The following is a 16,902-nucleotide window of genomic DNA, read 5'->3' on the forward strand; positions in this document are numbered from 1 at the left end:
AGAGATCAGAGCGCTGTTGAAATGGCCCTTTGTGCTATGTGTCGGCACGATGGATATCCGCAAAAACCTTTGGGCCCTCTCGCAGGCCTGGTTGCGGCTGAGCCAGAACAAGGACATCACCCTGCCCAAGCTGGTTCTGGCCGGGCGCCCGGGGTCTTTTAACGATGACTTCAACAGGTTGATGCAGGCGACCGGCAATCTGGGCGGCTGGGTCGAGATCCACAACAATGCTTCCGATGCCGATCTCGATTTCCTTTATCGTAACTGCCTATTCACCGTAATGCCCAGCTTCTACGAAGGCTGGGGGCTGCCTATTGGTGAGAGCCTAAGCTACGGCAAAACCGGCGTTGTGTCGCAAACCTCGTCCATGCCCGAAGTGGGGCTTGATCTGGTGGAATATTGCGACCCGCATAACATGTCCTCAATCGAGGACGCCTGCTTCAAACTGATCTCCGATCCCGAACATCGTGCAGCCCTTGAGGCGCGCATCGCATCGACCAGGTTGCGCAGCTGGGCGGATGTCAGCCGGGACATGTACGCCCTTCTGACGTAATCCAGCGGGATAGTGGGCCAGCGCATTTGTTTCGCGTGCGAAACATCGCAGGGCGAGGATGTTTTAGGAAAATGTTTCGCGCGCGAAACGTTTCAGGTTTTGCTGATAAACCCGCGCAGACGCTCTACCAGATCGTCAGTCACACCCGGGCCTGTCAGGGTGAGCCCTGATTTCTGACGCAGCAAGTGGATGCCCGGTGCCAGTTCTTCGCCAGCATGGCTGTCAGTCTTTTTACTCTTTTTAGAGCCTGTTTTCAGCAAGCTTGAGAGCGTCTGGTGCTCATCCTCAGCCGAGCGGCGGCCTCCGTTATCCTCCAGCGCCTTGCGGGCCTTGCGGGCAAAGCCTGTGTCGCCCAACCGCTGGGACAGCTCCAGCCCCAAACGCTCTCCGATGGCTGCCGGATGATGCAACACGGTGCCAAGCTCTTCGACCACCGGCAGGAAAGATTTGATCTTGGACCTCTTGGCCCGGCTGGCAGAAGAAAACAGAGTCTGTAGGGCTATTTTGTGACTGTTATAAACGCCTGCCTGCACCGTGCGCGCCACGATCTGGGCACGCTCGTAATAGCTGAGGCCGACGCGAATTTCGTTCTCCTCGACCATCGCGACATAGGCGTCTTGTGCGGCGGCGGGTTGGCGTACAAGAGCATGGACATAGGCGAATGTCGCATCGCCCGTTTCCTCATAAAGGCGGGCCAGTGCGGCCAACCGGCGCCAGCCTGAAATCAGGCCGTACCGGTCCGGCCCGACCTCAAGCACCTCGATCGGGGTTTGCTGCCCACGCGCCCGGATCGACGCCATCAGCGTTTTCATATCCTCGCCGTCAATGACCACACGGTCGCGCATCAGATGACCGGTGTCGATCTGGGTGGTGCGCAGGTTCTGCACCAACCGTCCTTCGGCGCGGGCGGCACTCAACTCGGCGCTGACCTCTTCCAGCGCGGCGCTGGCTGCGGCAGCACCCGCCATATCGGCAATGGGCGCTTTGGGGGCCAGACGGCTGCGCTGAGACGGCGGGACGACGCCCGTTGGGGCATCGGTGAACATGCCCTTGGTCTCGGGCGCGCGGGCAGGGACGGTATTGCCCTCATCGGGCAGGGTCAGTCGCTTGCGTTTGGCCATCTGCTGTCTCCTTTGATCCCGTCCTGAGATCCTATCGGGTTAGTCGGCTGCCGCCTTTTCATCGCGCCGCCAGGCACCGATCAGCAACCGCTTGAAGGCGGCATAGGTCGCGTCGAAGGCCTGACGCCCGCGGGCGTAGGTCTCGCGGTTGAAATCACGGTAATCGGCTTCGTAGATGCCGTTCACGCTCTCGCCCGCCTGCCCGATCAACGCGGTAAAATCCTGCCGGTGCGGCGACAGCACGGGGCCAAGGTAGGCCTGCATGAGGGCGGCCATCTCGGCCTGCTGGGCGCCATCGTAGCGCGTGATCACCGCCCGCACCGCATCCCATTCAAAGGCCATCCCCTCGCGTCCCAGCGCACGGGCGGCCATGTTCTCGTTTTCTTCGATGGAGCCGAAGGTGGCGTGCAGCATGTCAAAGAACCGCCCGGTGCTGTCGAATTCCAGAAAGGAGGCGCCCAGCGGCACCAGCAGGATGTCGGCGGCGGACAGCCCGTTGATGGTCAGATAACCCAGGGCAGGGGGCGTATCGATAAAGACAACATCATAGGCATCCAGCACACCGTCAGCCTCAAGCCGTTCAGTGAGCGCATCCCAAAGCTTCCAGCGCCGCGCAGCCATGCGCCAGACAGGGATCTGGAACTCGGCCCAGTAAAGATTGAGCTGGGCACCGATCAGATCAATGTTGGGCCAGTGGGTTTTCTGGATAACGTCCGTGGCAGAGATTTTCAGCGCCTCGGCCAATGTGTCGTCAATCTCGATGGTGGGATCACCGCGCGACAAGCGGCTGTGGTTCTCGGTCTGCGCGGCCTCGGCGTAATGGCGGGCGAGGAGGGGAAAGACGGTCTGCCATTCGTCTTCTACCTTGCCGCCGAAAATGCTGGTCATGGAACCCTGGCTGTCGAGATCGATCACCAACACGCGGTAGCCATCCAGCGCCGCCGACATCGCCAGATGCGCGGCCGTTGAGGTCTTGCCCACGCCGCCCTTGAAGTTGGCCACAGCGACAATTTTTGCAGGGAGTCCCTCGGGCCGGTAGGGGCGGTATTCCTTGGACTTCGATCCCTCCTGCGAGAAATGCGCACGCAGGCGCAGCACCTCGTCGAGCGAGAACCATTTCGCACCCGCTTCGGTTTCGGTACGGCCCTGGGGCAAATCCGGATTGGCCCGCAGCACACGGCGGAAATGGGCGGGGGCCACGGGAATGAGGTATTTGGTGATCTCCCATGTGGAGAAGAGTCGCAGCGCCTTTTGCCCCGCCTCGTTCATTCCACGTGCGGCCAGATCATCGCGCCCCCGTGTGCAGGCGACGGCCATCTCGCCAAAGGCGGCGGTGGTGCCTGCGGGCCCCAGATCGGCCAGCGCCTGATCGGGGTCGATGTTGAAATAAGGAGGGAGGTCCGTCATCTGCGATCTGCCAATGTAACGTGTTTTTCAACATATATCACGAAACGCGGCATCTGGAAGGAAAAACGGCTCTTTCTTCGCTTTTCTGAGTAAATCCCGAGGTTTGATCTCTATCTGACGCCAGTTTTCAGGGGAGGGCCAGAAAAATATCACGTGTTATGATGTGTTATTTAAGTGTTACGGTATTTGGCCTCTCGCGTAACCTGCTTAGACCTATGAAGAATTTGCGCGCGCTGGTTCTCAAAGCGACTCTGAAACCACGCTTGAACGACTCTGATCCCCCGACAAAGCGATTCCGATACCCCGCTGGCATTGCTGGACTGAGTTATCCACAGGGGGTAGCCTTGGTGTCATTGAAACCACGATTCCCGACAAGGGAACAGGTGAGCAGGGCAGGGTGGTTATGGCCAGTGGTGGGGCAGTTTTTGAAAGCGGCGGGTTGATGCCCGACCGCCACCCGACGGGCGATTTCTTTGTCTGCGATGTGTTCGATGCAGTCCCGAAGGATGATCTGGCAAGCATGGAACATCCGCTGTTCACACTGTCCACGCGGCCCGACCGGCGCATCCTGAACTATACCCATAACGGGACCGAGATCACCGTGGTGCCGTCGATGCGCGGGCTGGCCACGATCCACGACAAGGACATTCTGATCTTTTGCATCAGCCAGCTGATGGCGGCGATCAATGCAGGGCGACAGACCAGCCGCACGCTGACGCTCAAGGCGCATGACCTGCTGGTAGCGACCAACCGTGAAACCTCCGGCGATGCCTACCGCCGCCTGAAGGATGCTTTCGAGCGGTTGGCCGGCACGCGCATCACCACCAATATCGAGACGGGCGGTCGCGAGGTGACTTCGGGTTTCGGTCTGATCGAGGCTTGGGAGATCGAGCGGCGCGCGCGGGGCGGGCGGATGATCAGCGTCTCGGTCACGCTGTCGGAATGGCTCTATCGGGCGGTGCTGTCAAAATCGGTGCTAACGCTGAGCCGAGATTATTTCCGCCTGCGCAAACCGCTGGAGCGGCGCATCTATGAGCTGGCACGCAAGCATTGCGGGCGTCAGCCGGTCTGGCGGGTCTCGGTTGATGTGCTCCTGAAGAAATCCGGCTCTGCCTCGCCGCGCCGCGTCTTTCGCGCAATGCTGCGCGAGATGATCAAGAGCGATCATTTGCCTGATTATACGATCGCCGAAGAACCCGGCGACAAGATCCGCTTTGAGGCGCGGCGTGTCACGGAAGGGCCAGAGGCGCCGCCGCTGTCACAGGCCGCATACGATGCTGCACGCGCCTTGATACCGGGCTGTGATGTCTATGCGCTGGAAGCGGACTGGCGGGCGTTCTGGGCCACGTCGGGCCGGCCGCGGCTACGCTCTGCCGATGCGGCGTTCACGGGGTTTGCCCGAGCAAGAGCTGCCCGCGAAGCATAGCGCCCTAGGGCGTGATCCTGACCGCGCGCAGCACATCCTGGGCCACGTCTTTCCAGGTGCGCAGACTGCCGTGGGCGGCAGCGATGCGGGCCTTGAGCGCGGCATAGGCCTGCGGGTCGGTGTTCAGGGTGTCGATCAATGCGGCCAGCTCTTCGGGCGCATCGGGATCGAAATATTGCGCCAGATCGCCGCCCACTTCATGCAGCGCTTCGGCGGCTGTCGAGGCCAGACCGGGCGTGCCGAGCCAAAGCGCCTCGCCCAGGGGCAGACCCCAGCCTTCCATACGGCTGGGGATGGCAAGCGCCAGCGCATTTTCATACAGGTCGCGCAATTCGGCCTGATTGGGATTGGTGACGATGTTGATCCGGTCGCGGATCGGATCAAAACGGGGCTGATCCAGATAGCTGTCGGTGCGTTTGCGCTGTGCCCCTGCCAGAACCAAAGGCGGCACGGGGCGGCCGGTCTCATGCAGATGCAGCAGGGCTTCCATCACGCATTCAAGGTTCTTGCGCCCGGTCAGAATGCCAACGCAAAGCACATAGGGTTCCGCCGGGACGGTTTGCGCCACAGGTTCATCCGTCGGACGCAGCTCGTGACACAGCGGTACCGCGACCACCTGCGGCGCAGGCGGCAAATGGCCCGAAGCGGAAAACCGCTCGATTTCATGTTTGGTGAAAACCGAATTTGTCAGAACCCGTTCCGAATTGCGGATCACGATGTGATTGTCGTGGGTGAAATTATTCGAAAACATCGACTGGCTGGAATGGGCAAATTCATAGATCGGGATCATGTCGTGCAACAGCGGGTTGAGCCTGACCTGCACCCCGTCCCGCGCCAGCGCGGTAAGGTAATCGGCCATGATCTTGGGCCGGCCCAGCGACACCAGCGTTTGCCCGTTCAGATCGACCTCGCGGGCCGTGCCTTCGGGCACCGCACGCCAGCGCCGCAGGTTGATCCGGCGCGCGCCCCACAGGGCAAGGGGATAGAGTAGATCACGGATTTTATTGGGTTTTGGAAAGCTGTAGCGCATGCGGATCGGGCTTGCCTCGGGCGGCAGACCGGGGTCGAGAATGCCGGTGGGGCTGTCCGCACCGATGCGCGGGGTCACTTCAAAGAACCGTTCATGGGCGGGCGAAAAGATGACAAAGCGCACGTCTGCACCCGAGCAGGCCAGCTCATAGCCCACTTCCATCACGGTACGCGAAATACCGTAATATTTGAACTTGAGGCCTGATGCGAGAAACTGCTCAGAAAGGTCGTAGTAAAGCGTCGTCATGACAGGCTCTTAGCATTGCCTCAAGGGTTGAGAAACATCGGATTTACCGCCAAAGATCGCGGGCCAGCCTGTGATCACATTCCCGCGAAGGACCGCGACAGATGAAAACCTATTTTTTCGATGTCTCCGATGTCGTGATCTATGTGGAAAAGGAAACGTCTGTTTCAGGCATCCAGCGGGTGTCGTTCGAGGTGATCCGGCGGATGGTGGCGCAGCACGGGGCAGGGGCGGTGCGGCTGGCCTATTGGGACCGGTCCAAACGGGTCTATCTGTCGATCCCGTCGGATTTCATCGAAGGGATGACCGGGTTTGATGCGGATGTGCTGGGGGCGGTGTTCTTTGGCAAACAGGCGCGGGCGCTGCAGGATACGGCACCCACACTGGCGCGGTATCGCAACCACCCGCTGAAGTACTGGTTTCACCATCTGAACCGCAGCTTTCATGCCCTGCGCGGGGATGCGGCCTATTTCGAGCGGTTGGGCAGCAGCCTGGCAGAGTGGCGGGCGTTCAACCCGGGCCGCCCATCCGCGCCCGTGGCGCAGGACATCGCCCGCACCCCGGTGGCAGAAGTGGCCCGGCCCGGCGACGCTTTGGTGGTGCTGGGCGCCACCTGGGCCATCGACGGGCTGCAGGCGTGTTTTCAGGGATTGGCGGACGAGCAGGGGATGCAGATCACCCAGCTGGTACACGACCTGATCCCGGTGCTGACCCCCGAACATATTGTCGAGGATTTCAGCCAGGAGTTCTATGACTGGCTCAAAACCTCGACCGGGTATTGCAGCAGCTATTTCGCCAATTCGCAAAACACCGCCCGTGATCTGGCGGGGTTTCTGGAAGAGGTCGGAGTGCAGCGGCCCATCCGGACCGTGCCGCTGGCACAGGCCTTTGACAAGGCACCGCAGACCCCAGAAGCCCACGCCGGCATGTACGGCGCACGTGTGGCAAGCGTCCAGGGGATGCGCCGCGAGATCCTGAACCTGTCCCGGATGCCCTTTGTGCTGGTGGTGGGCACGCTGGAATCGCGCAAGAACATCTGGCGGCTGGCGCAGGTCTGGCAGAGGTTGAGCCGGGAGGAGGAGCTTGAGCTGCCGCGCCTGGTGTTCGCCGGTAAGCGCGGCTGGCATATCGAGGATTTCAACGCGCTGATGCAGGCCACCGGCAATCTGGGCGGCTGGGTGCAGTTTGCCGACCGGCCCAGCGACGCTGAGCTGGCCTATCTCTACGAGACCTGCCTCTTTACCGCGATGGTCAGCCTGTACGAGGGCTGGGGCCTGCCCATCGGCGAGAGCCTGGCCTTTGGCAAGACGGGTGTGGTGGCAGATAATTCATCCATGCCCGAGGTGGGCGGCGACATGGTGGAATACTGCGATGCGACCTCCATCGACAGCATTGCGGGGGCCGTGCGCAAGCTGGTTGCGGAGCCTGATTATCGCGAAGGGTTGGAGGCGCGAATTGCGGGCGCAAGATTGCGCACATGGGATGATGTGGCGGCGGATTTCGTGGCGGCGCTGGAGGGGTGAGGAGTTTGGGGTTCGCAGTGGACGCCGGTGAGCGTTAAAGACAGGGCCAAACGCCGGTAAACCCCGTTGCGTGTTTGGTTCTATGCTGGTGGGCCAAGCTGGGGGCCTTGAACCACAAAGGGCCGCGGCGAGGCATATGATCAATAAAAGTGATTTATCAGAACGCCGAAATCGGCTCTATGCAGACACCCAATACTCTCGAAAGGCACTGCATGACCCGCACCGTTATCCTGCCCTATACCGCCCAGCGAACCACCCCACAGGACATTACGCGATTGCGCGCGGCACTTGCCGCGCAAGCACCCGATGTGGCCTTGCGCAGCTTTGAGACGACCTGCATCCCGGTGTGGCTGGCCGATCCTCTGCCGCCCCCCGTGGTGACTGTAACGCTGAACAACGATGCTGCCCCCTATCTGATGCAATTCGTGCCGGGACGGCAGTTCTTTGCGCCTGTGCTGTCCAAGGCAGCGCTGCTGGACCGAGTGATCCAGGCCGGCATTCCGGTGCCTAAAAGCGCCGCGCTGCATCCGGTATCACAGCCGACCGAGGCTGATTTCGGGCCCTATATCACTATCAAGACCACGGCACCCGGTACGACGCGGGCCACCGGCATCACGGTTTGCAGAACAGCGAATTTTGAAGCTCTGCGTCCCAAGATCACGCAGATGTACCAAAGCGACATCGCGCGCGGTTTCGTACCACTGTTGCAGCAGTACGTGTCCACGGGGCCGCGGCCCTGCCATACTCGGGTCACCACGTTTCTGGGCGCGCCGATCGTGTGTTTCTCCACCACGGCGCGCGCGCCTTTCGATCCTGCGGCCCTGACTGGTCTGGCGGCGGGTGAGGCCACGTCGAACTTCCGCGAGGACCGTACGCGGGTTCTGGTGGACGATGCGGAAATGGTGGCGCTTGCGACCCGTGTGGCGGCGGTCTTTCCCGAGACATCTGTGCTTAGTATCGACATGGTGCGCTGTGCACAGACGGGCAGGATCTACTGTCTGGAGGCCAATCAGGGCAATCTATCGGTACTGTCAGCCCCCATCTTAGGCGTGCTGCGTCAAAAGCTGGGCGAAGACGCCATGCTGGCACAATTCGGGGCCTATGACACCATGGCCAAGCGCATCGTCGAGGTGCTGGAGACGCCCTGATCCTAGACCGAGGGACATGGCACTGCGTGTCAAGGAGTATCAGTACCCCTATCTCGACCCCCTACCCATAACTCTCCCGCTGTGCGGTGAACATCGCTGCATAGAGACCCTCTTGGGCCATCAGATCGGCGTGGCTGCCTTGTTCGACCACGCGGCCTTCGTCCAGAACGTAAATATGGTTTGCGTGGGTAACGGTGGACAGACGGTGCGCCACGATGATTGTGGTTTTATCGCGGGACAGTTCGGTGATGGCGTTGCGCACCTTTTCTTCGGTGCGCTGGTCCAGTGCGGATGTGGCCTCGTCCAGCAGCAGGATCGGGGCTTCGCGTAGGAAGGCGCGCGCGATGGCGATGCGTTGTTTCTGACCGCCCGACAGTTGCGAGCCTTTGGGGCCCAGTGGCGCATCGCCCCGTTCGCGCATCAGCACGTCGATGCCCACCAGTTCGGCGGCGCGCCAGATCTGTTCTTCGGTGGCATCGGGTTTCACATAGCGGATGTTTTCATAGATTGAATTGTTGAAGATCACGATGTCCTGGGCCACGACCGAGAACGACTGGCGCAGCTTGTCGATGCGCAGTTTGTCGATGCGTTCGCCGCCGATGGTCACCTCGCCGCGCTGTGCATCATAAAGTCGTGCAATCAGGCTGAGCACTGTGGTTTTGCCCGATCCGGTGGCGCCGACGATGGCAGTGATCTTGCCGCCCTCGAAGGTCATATCGACCCCGTCGAACAGCGGCTGGCTTTCGGAATACTGGAACGCCACATCGTGCAGCACGATGTCGCCCGAGGGGTCAAAGCTGTCTTTGGCATCGGGCGCATTGGTGATCGAGGGGCGCACGCGGTACATGCCACGCAGGCTGTCGAGGATGATCAGGCTGGCCTGCATCCGCACAAAGAAATAGGTGAGCCTGCGCGCAGGATCAAAGATCAGCGCCATGCCGATCATGAAGCCGATGATCGCGGCCCCGTCCATTGCAAACCCGGGATCCAGCGCCATATAGCCGCCCGCGCCGATGATCAGGATATAGATCGTGGCCGACATGATATCGACCGAGGGGCTCATCAGGGCCTGCACCGCTTGCAGTCGCAGGGCAAGGTTCTTGATCTCCTGGCTCGCGTCCGTGAGGCGGGTGCGTTCCATCGGTTCCTGGTTGGAGATCTTGACGGTGCGCATGCCGTTGGACATTTCCTCAAGCCCCGACATATAGGCGCCCATCGCGTTTTCCGCGCTTTGCTGCACTTCCTTGATGCGGTGCGAGATATAGCGGACGACAAAGGAAATGCAGGGCAGCACGATGGCCACCAGCACAAACAGATGTGGCGATTTCCACGTCAGATAGCCCGAAACGATGATCACCGTCACCGCATCGCGCACGGCATTCACGGTGGTCTGGCCGATGAAATCGCTCAGGTCCTGGGCCTGGTTGACCAGCCGCAGGATGATGTCGCCGGCCTTGGTCCGCTCGAAATAGGCCAGATCCAGCACCATCATGTGGTCGATCAGGTCGCGGCGCATCTTGAACACCGCGTCAGAGGCCAGCCAGACCGAAATGCGCGGCACCAGATAGGACATCAGCGCGCGTACACTGAAGATCCCCATGACCATCACGCAGACCCAGACCAGCCCGGCCACATCACCGTTTTCAAAAATGACCCGCAGGCCGTCTTCGGTCAGCCGGATGAACTGCTGATAGGCAAAGCCCTGCACCAGGATCATGCACATCACCAGACCCAGCCACAGCGCCTTTTCCTTGAGGTAGGTGTGGTAGAACCAGTGGATGTTTTCCTTGTCGCGGTCCGTGAAAAGCGGTTTGCGCGGCCGGCTTCGCCATTTTCCGAAGGGATTGAACTTGGTCGACATAAAGTAGAAACGCCTCATTCCGTGGCTGCTCTTTGCCCTTTATAAGTCACTGCCCTTGGGCGCAATGATGCCAAGCAGCATGGGGCCTGCTCGGCGCTTTATCGGCAGCGGTCTGGCCGTCTGTGTTGCGAGGGTGACTTTGATGCTGCCGTAGACCGCTGGCGTTGGAGGATTCTGCTACCCTGAATGGAATATGCTTGGCGAAGGGCAATATCCACTTGTGAACGGCATCACGGACCGCGGCCGCCTGAACGGACCTTTGGGGCAGGGGCGCTTTGGGCATAAATCAAATTATTACAGATACTTGATGGCTTTGGCATCGACTTGATCCAATGCTTTGCCCCGCCCTCCGGTCAAGGCAGGGCAGAGGATAATCCTTGCCACAAGCGCACCCCAGCCATGAGGATAACGGGTATAGGCATGTTTATTTTGATGCCGCACTTTTCATTTGGGGGATTTCTATCATGGCCACGACCGAACAAGTCGAACAGATCGTCAAACTTTTCATCGGGTATTTCAACCGCGCGCCGGCACCCGGCGGCACCAACTACTGGACCGGCCGGTTCGAGGCCAGCAGCGAAGGTCCGGCGATGACCTGGGCGGAGATCGCGGAATCGTTCTCGGTCCAGAACGAGACCACGACGCTTTATCCGATCATGGACACGCGCGACTTTTCCGAAAGCTCGCTGCAGAGTTTTTTCAATTCTGTGTTCCAGAACCTTTTTGGCCGCGACATCCGCGAAGGCGGGCTGACCTATTATTCCAACCAGCTGACCTCGACGGATCCAGATGTGCAGCGGTCGGTGGGCGAGATCATTCTTGATATCATCAACGGTGCCAACTCCGGCCCCGACAAGGCGCGCATCGACCACAAGGTCGCGGTGTCGGTCGATTTCTTCAACAAGACGGATGCGATCGAGGGGTTCGTCTTTGACGCCGACGCCCGCGCGGTGGCGACCAGTTTGCTGACAAACGTCACCGAAGACCCCGCGACAGTGGGGCCTGCGCTGGCGCAGACCAACGCCTATATCGACGATGTAGGCGGCAACCAGCCCGGCGTCACGGTCAACCTGACCACGAGTGCCGATCTGCCCGGTGGTGACGGTGGCGGAACAAGCACCACCGGCACGGCGAATGCCGACACCTATGCGGCCACGGTCGAAGGCACGACAGGCGGCACGCTGCAAAACAGCGATGTGATCGAAGCCGGTGACGGCACGGATACGCTGAACATCCGGGTAGTGAACGCCAGCCAGACTGTCGCGCCCAGTGCCACGGGTCTTGAGAAAATCACCGTGACCAGCCAATCACAGAATTCCCAGTTCATTCTGGATATGTCCGGCATGGCGGGCGAAACCGAACTGACGGCGATCGACACGGCCGCCAATTCGTTCACCGCCTTCATCAATGTGGATGAGGGGGCAAATATCCGTCTGGAAAACGTCGATGGCGGCAGCCTGGTGAACTTCAAGGGCGACAGAAGCACCTCGACCACGGATAGCCTTGATCTGTTCATCAGCGATTCAGGCACAGCCAACCAGTCGGCGATATTTGCCACGGTACAAACCAATGTCAACGTGATGGATACAAGCTTCGAGCAGATCGCGCTCGAAACCGGCGGGACAACAGCTTCCTTCCTGAACCTGCCGAACATGACGCTGGATACCCTGACCGTCACCGGCACGCAGCAGTTGCAGCTTGAGGATACCGGCCGCAACTTTCAGGAACTGAAATCCGCCGACGCCAGCGGCATGACCGGCGGCGGGCTTTTCCTCTTTGCCTCGGGTGTGACCTCATCCGACTTTGCCTTCATGGGCAGCGATTTCGACGACACGCTGCAGCTGAACAACAATCTGTTCAACAATGCCAATACCCTGTCACTGGATGGCGGCGACGGGACCGACATGCTGGTCGTGGACAGCTTTACCAACCTGTCGGCAGCTTCAGTCAATGCCGCCAACGGGTTCGAGGTGCTGGCCGCGGCAAATGCGGTCTCCAGCCTGCAGGCAGATGATTTCACCAAGATCGACGAATTCATCTTTGGCGGGCAGACCGGCAATGACGGCCGTCTCAACATCCGGGGCGTGACCGACGAGGACAAGTTCGTCTTCCGCTCGGACGTGGGCCGGACCGACGAGGCGGTGCAATTCTCGACCGCAACGGCGGGTCAGTCGGTCACCTTCGAGCTGAACGCCGACACCGGGTCGGGGGGCGAGATCCGCATGACCTCAAGCGGCTCTAACAACTCTAGCGCTGCCGTCGGTTTCGGCACCAGCAACATCAGCAGCGTCGAAATCATATCGAGTGGGTCCAACACCGCCGCTAACGTGATCCGCGGGATCGATAGCGGCTCCAACAACTACTTTGCCTTCGACAACCAGAACGGACCCAGTAGCTTTACCCTCTCCGGATCGCAGGCGCTGACCATCACCGCCGAGGCGGGCGTGAACCTCAACTCAAGCTCCGACGAGACGGGTTTCGTGAGTGCCGTCAACCTCAACGGATCTGCTGCCACCGGTGCGCTGCGTCTTGCAGGGTCCAACTCGGCCGATGCGATCCAGGGTGGCTCCGGGAACGACATCTTCTACGGCATGGGCGGCAACGATGTGCTGACCGGGAACGGCGGCGCGGACCAGTTCCGTTTCTCCAACAACAGCGGTACGGACGAGATCAAGGACTTCACGGCAGGCACCGACAAGATCGGCCTGGAGCGCGTTGATTTCACCAACACCACGGCCACAGCCGAGGGGGCGATCCTGAACGCGGCGGACTACGTCGAGAACCTGCTGTCGGTGGCCAACCTGTCAGCGGCGGACAACAACAAGGTGGTCGAGCTGCAGAGTGCGGCAAGCGAGACCCAGATCACCCAGACCACCGCGGGGGCAAGCAACACCTATCTGCTGGTGTTCAACCAGACCTCCGGCAAGGGCGAGCTGTGGTTTGACAGTGACTGGTCGAACACCGGCGGCCGCAGCATGACGGCCGAGTTCGACAACATCACCGATCTGGGCGGGCTGGTCGGCCTGAGCAACACGGATTTCGTTGAATATACGTTCTGAAGTGCATTCCTGTCCCGGTGGTCCATGCTTGTTTGCGTGGCCCATCGTGGCTGTGAATTCTATCCTGGTCCAGCGGCTTCAAGTATCGCTCACTGAGGTGCTCCCCATTTCTTGGACAGGATCTGGCGCTTTTTGAGCGCTTCTTTTCTCCTGCTGATCGGGTCACATTGTTTCGATTTGCAGTGAGTCGACCATTGCTGCTGGTCTGTCACCAAGGGCTTTGTGCAGGCGGCGCTGGATTTCAGCAAGGGCTTTGGCCAGTGTGCCAACCGAGCTTGCATTCTCTTTCTACGTAAACGCCAGTGTATCTTACCAGATTGTCCAACGCGTTCATCTTGTCATGAAGTTTAATGCTGGCGTAGATCGGCTTCCCTTCATCATCAGTGCCGTTTTTTTCCAATATGGTCTCGGTAGAAACCTCTGACAGAGCATCCAGACTATCTTCTGATGTTGCTGATAAGGTTAATCTGAGGTTGACCATCCTGATCAATTTTAACTGCCTGATGCATAGAAGCGAACCCGACCTTGGCCAGTTCTGCAAGCACACGTTCCTGCGATATGCCTTGTTTTTCTGTGATTTCCTTTTTCCCTGCCTCAATCGCTTCCGCAATGTGAACCTTTTTCAACATGCGTGAACCGAGAGTGCCGTGGGACTTCTCCTTAATCCCAGCTTTTCGATGCGCCCCGGGCGCATTGATGCCGATAAGATACTCTGCGACGAACAGTTTCTTTTTAGGGGATCGCTTGGCCCAAAATCGCGTCCTGTTACAAAGTGGCGAGTATGGTGATTTAGAACACACTTCTCCCTCTATTCTACACACCCATAGGACTTATTATGTAATGTTGAGGTCAATCCCGCACCGCTTCAGAGCATCGTGAACGGATCATCAACAAGGCCCACCAGCTCAATCAGAAACGCGCCGTCCTCGGGGGCAAGCGCATCTGCATGCAGCTGATCAATCGTGGCCACGGCATTGCTCACGCTGGCGGGACTGCCGTCAAAGATATCCATCACGGCGCGGGTGTCGTCATACTCCGACAGCCCCTTGATGGCCGAGAAATAGACGCCGATGTCGGTCTTGGCCTGCAAGTAGGCCGCATCCGCCGCGCCGCCGGTATCGGCCTTGGCGCCGTTCAGCACCGACAGGATGAAATTCGCGGGCGTCACGCCGCTGTCTGCTCGCGCCAGCGCATCCACCCAATAGGGTCCCGAAGGGTCGCGTCCCAACACATTGTTGAACACCGCCGTCACGAAAGCCTGCGGGTCGGTCAGGCTGCCATCGGTGTTCAGATAGGCGGCATAGGTGGTCTGGGTCTCGGGCTGGACAAAAAAGCTCTGGGCGATCTGGTCCAAGGACATCCCGTCTTCCAGGCGCGCCGCCCAATAGAGCAGCCCCTTGGACGCCGGTGCACGGTCAAAATAGGCGATATAAAGCTCGGTGATCTGGGCGAACTGCGCGGCTGACAGGTTTTGCGCCCCCTCAAAGTGGTCGATGGCAAAATCCGCATCGGCGAACGCCAGGTTTTCAATATCGATCAATGTGTCGGTGCCGTCCCGGTCCGGGCGACGGTCCATCAGGGCCATGCCCGTGGCAGAGACCTGCAGGGTATAGCTGTCCTGCGTGCCCGAGAAGATCGCCGTATCGAATCCTGCATCCCCGTCGATCAGGTTAAAGGCGGCATCGCCTTGCAAGATGTCATCGCCGCTGGTGCCTGCGATCGTGCCGGGTGCCTCGGTCGGGGTCTGTGGTGCGGGCGGATTGGTGCCGTTGAGCGAGACGGTCAACTCGACCACCTCGAAGGGTTTCAGCGACAGATTGATCTGCGCGGCATCGTCAAAGCTCAGATCGACAAGCGTCACATCCACATCATGTTCGTTGTAGAAATAGGGCGCGCCGTCGATTGTCACGCTATAGGCATCCACGCCCTGTTCCCATTGCAGACCGTTGGAGGTTGCCGCATCCATCGTCACCTGCACGCCCGAGATCCAGGCCCCCGCGGGCAATTTATCCGATAGATCGAGCCGGAAATCCTGTTTCTCAAGGCTGCGCGAGGAGACGTAGAACACCATTTCCTGCGCCGAGGCATAGGTCGAGACCGCAATGTCCGGCAGCGCGTTGGCAAAGCTGGCGGTGACCAGTTCCTTGCCCACCAGCGCAGCCGACATCAGATCGAACACAGCGCCCTGTGCGGAATTGGTCACCCGCCCCTGTGCATCCAGCCGCACGCCTGCGTCGGTGTCCAGCGTCAGGGCGGTGCGGGAATGATAGTCCAACGCCCAGACATGCGCCCCATCGACCCCCAGCGCGATCATATTCTCGAACTGTTTGACCATGCTGGAGCCTGCCACCATGCCGTGCTGTGCGCTGGCGGTGGTCTTGATGTTCCATTCGGTGATGTGCAGATCAAGGTCATCGCCCAGCCGGTCCGCCCAGATCGCGAAATCCTTGTCGATGTTTTTGACCTCTGTATCGAGGCCCCCAAGTTCGTAACTGGATTTGTTGTAGTAGTAATGTTCGGTCACACCGTCGATGGCCTCAATGGCGCGGTCTGAAAGCTGGTCGATGATCTGGGTGTTCGCGGCCGTGTTGCGGGCGGCGAAATCGGACACGCCCGGCACGGCGGGAAATTCAGACCCCTGATTACCGGCGGTGCCCATCTGGACCAGAATATCGGGCTGGTCGGCACTGCCGTACCCTGCCCCCAACATGCCGCGCTCCACCGCTTCGACGCCAAGCGATGCCTTGATGCCGTATGCCGTCTCGCCCATCTCCCAGTATTCGTTGCCCATCTGGAAGGCCGCGATCACATCGCCGTATTGATCCATCACGGTGGTCACAAAGGTCTCGATCTCGGCGGCGAAGGCTGCGTATTCCGCCACATCAAGGTGTTTTGTCGGAATGATCAACGTCGCCTTGGTCGGCGTGCCGCCGGCGCTATTGGTCTGGCACCAGGTCAGGAAATTGATCAGCTCGGGACGCAGGGCACCGTCGGGCATGTCCACGATATTAATCGCGGTTTCCCCGTCGATGGGGCGTTCACCGGCGCTGTTGGCCTTGTCCGGGTCCAGATCGGCCTGCCCGCCGCCAAAACGGATGTTCAGCGCCCCCAGCGCCTGCGCCGCCGCAGTATAGGCAGAGGATGGCGTGCCATCGTCGGTCAGTTCAAAGACCGCGTTGGCCCCGAACATATCCGCATCAACGGTTTCACCGGTTTTACGAAGACCGGAAAGTGTCATGACTGCCATCGGTGGATTGCCTCAAATCAGGATCATTCGAACTGGCTTATTCATCTCAATGTCGGTGCCCACCGCCACAAAGTTGCCAGATTTGACCTCAATAATTCAAGAAAATCGTTGATATACAGTGAAATAAGTCCTTTTGAACAAAATTGGCCCTATTTTTGCCACATAATGGTTAACGGCAAGATTGTTTGTTTATTGTTGTGAAACAATCAGATCCGGGCGCGCCGGTTCAGGGCCGTACAGGTCGCCACGGAAAGCAGAGTGCAAAACGCAAAATACCCCCGCCA

The 16,902-nt window shown here is 59.7% G+C and carries 11 protein-coding genes; 5 read left to right on the top strand and 6 right to left on the bottom strand.

The features are described 5' to 3' along the window. Positions 1–553: glycosyltransferase (locus tag Z945_RS0105560; protein WP_025051124.1), on the top strand; the 553-nt coding region annotated here is incomplete at its 5' end. 92 nt (positions 554–645) lie between these two features. Here Z945_RS0105560 and Z945_RS0105565 read toward each other — a convergent pair. Both Z945_RS0105565 and Z945_RS0105570 read right to left on the bottom strand, forming a co-directional pair. Further along, complete coding sequence (locus tag Z945_RS0105565) at positions 646–1,674, bottom strand: ParB/RepB/Spo0J family partition protein (RefSeq protein WP_025051125.1); 1,029 nt, start codon at positions 1,672–1,674, stop codon at positions 646–648. 39 nt (positions 1,675–1,713) lie between these two features. Beyond that, the gene (locus tag Z945_RS0105570) at positions 1,714–3,081 is read right to left on the bottom strand and encodes an AAA family ATPase (protein WP_025051126.1); all 1,368 of its coding nucleotides are present in this window, start codon (positions 3,079–3,081) and stop codon (positions 1,714–1,716) included. A gap of 442 nt (positions 3,082–3,523) precedes the next feature. On the opposite strand from Z945_RS0105570, the gene Z945_RS0105575 reads away from it, so the two are divergent. Continuing rightward, a complete protein-coding gene (locus Z945_RS0105575) occupies positions 3,524–4,507 on the top strand; it encodes a replication initiator protein A (protein WP_037970662.1) in 984 nt (327 codons plus the stop codon). Positions 4,508–4,511: 4 nt separating this feature from the next. Here the strand turns inward: Z945_RS0105575 and Z945_RS0105580 are convergent, their stop codons facing one another. After that, positions 4,512–5,783, bottom strand: coding sequence for a glycosyltransferase (locus Z945_RS0105580; RefSeq protein WP_025051128.1), 1,272 nt, complete (start codon positions 5,781–5,783; stop codon positions 4,512–4,514). A 101-nt stretch (positions 5,784–5,884) separates the two neighbouring features. Here Z945_RS0105580 and Z945_RS0105585 point away from each other — a divergent pair, with 101 nt between their 5' ends. Together Z945_RS0105585 and Z945_RS0105590 are read left to right on the top strand one after the other, a co-directional pair. After that, positions 5,885–7,303 carry a glycosyltransferase family 4 protein gene (locus Z945_RS0105585; protein WP_025051129.1) on the top strand — a complete coding sequence of 473 codons (1,419 nt, stop codon included), beginning with the start codon at positions 5,885–5,887 and terminating at the stop codon, positions 7,301–7,303. Positions 7,304–7,515: 212 nt separating this feature from the next. Then, a complete protein-coding gene (locus Z945_RS0105590) occupies positions 7,516–8,451 on the top strand; it encodes a hypothetical protein (RefSeq protein WP_025051130.1) in 936 nt (311 codons plus the stop codon). A gap of 61 nt (positions 8,452–8,512) precedes the next feature. On the opposite strand, the gene Z945_RS0105595 is transcribed toward Z945_RS0105590, so the two are convergent. Further along, complete coding sequence (locus Z945_RS0105595; RefSeq protein WP_241434466.1) at positions 8,513–10,330, bottom strand: ABC transporter ATP-binding protein; 1,818 nt, start codon at positions 10,328–10,330, stop codon at positions 8,513–8,515. Between the two features lie 446 nt (positions 10,331–10,776). On the opposite strand from Z945_RS0105595, the gene Z945_RS0105605 reads away from it, so the two are divergent. Beyond that, positions 10,777–13,371, top strand: coding sequence for a calcium-binding protein (locus tag Z945_RS0105605; protein WP_152541074.1), 2,595 nt, complete (start codon positions 10,777–10,779; stop codon positions 13,369–13,371). 437 nt (positions 13,372–13,808) lie between these two features. On the opposite strand, the gene Z945_RS20270 is transcribed toward Z945_RS0105605, so the two are convergent. Next, entirely contained in the window at positions 13,809–14,192 is a 384-nt protein-coding gene (locus Z945_RS20270) for a terminase small subunit (protein WP_081780955.1), read from the bottom strand. A gap of 44 nt (positions 14,193–14,236) precedes the next feature. After that, on the bottom strand, positions 14,237–16,618 hold the full coding sequence (locus Z945_RS0105615; RefSeq protein ID WP_025051134.1) for a DUF4214 domain-containing protein: 2,382 nt from the start codon (positions 16,616–16,618) through the stop codon (positions 14,237–14,239). Positions 16,619–16,902: the final 284 nt, after the last annotated feature.

Source organism: Sulfitobacter noctilucae (assembly GCF_000622365.1).
In the GTDB taxonomy this organism is placed as follows: domain Bacteria; phylum Pseudomonadota; class Alphaproteobacteria; order Rhodobacterales; family Rhodobacteraceae; genus Sulfitobacter; species Sulfitobacter noctilucae.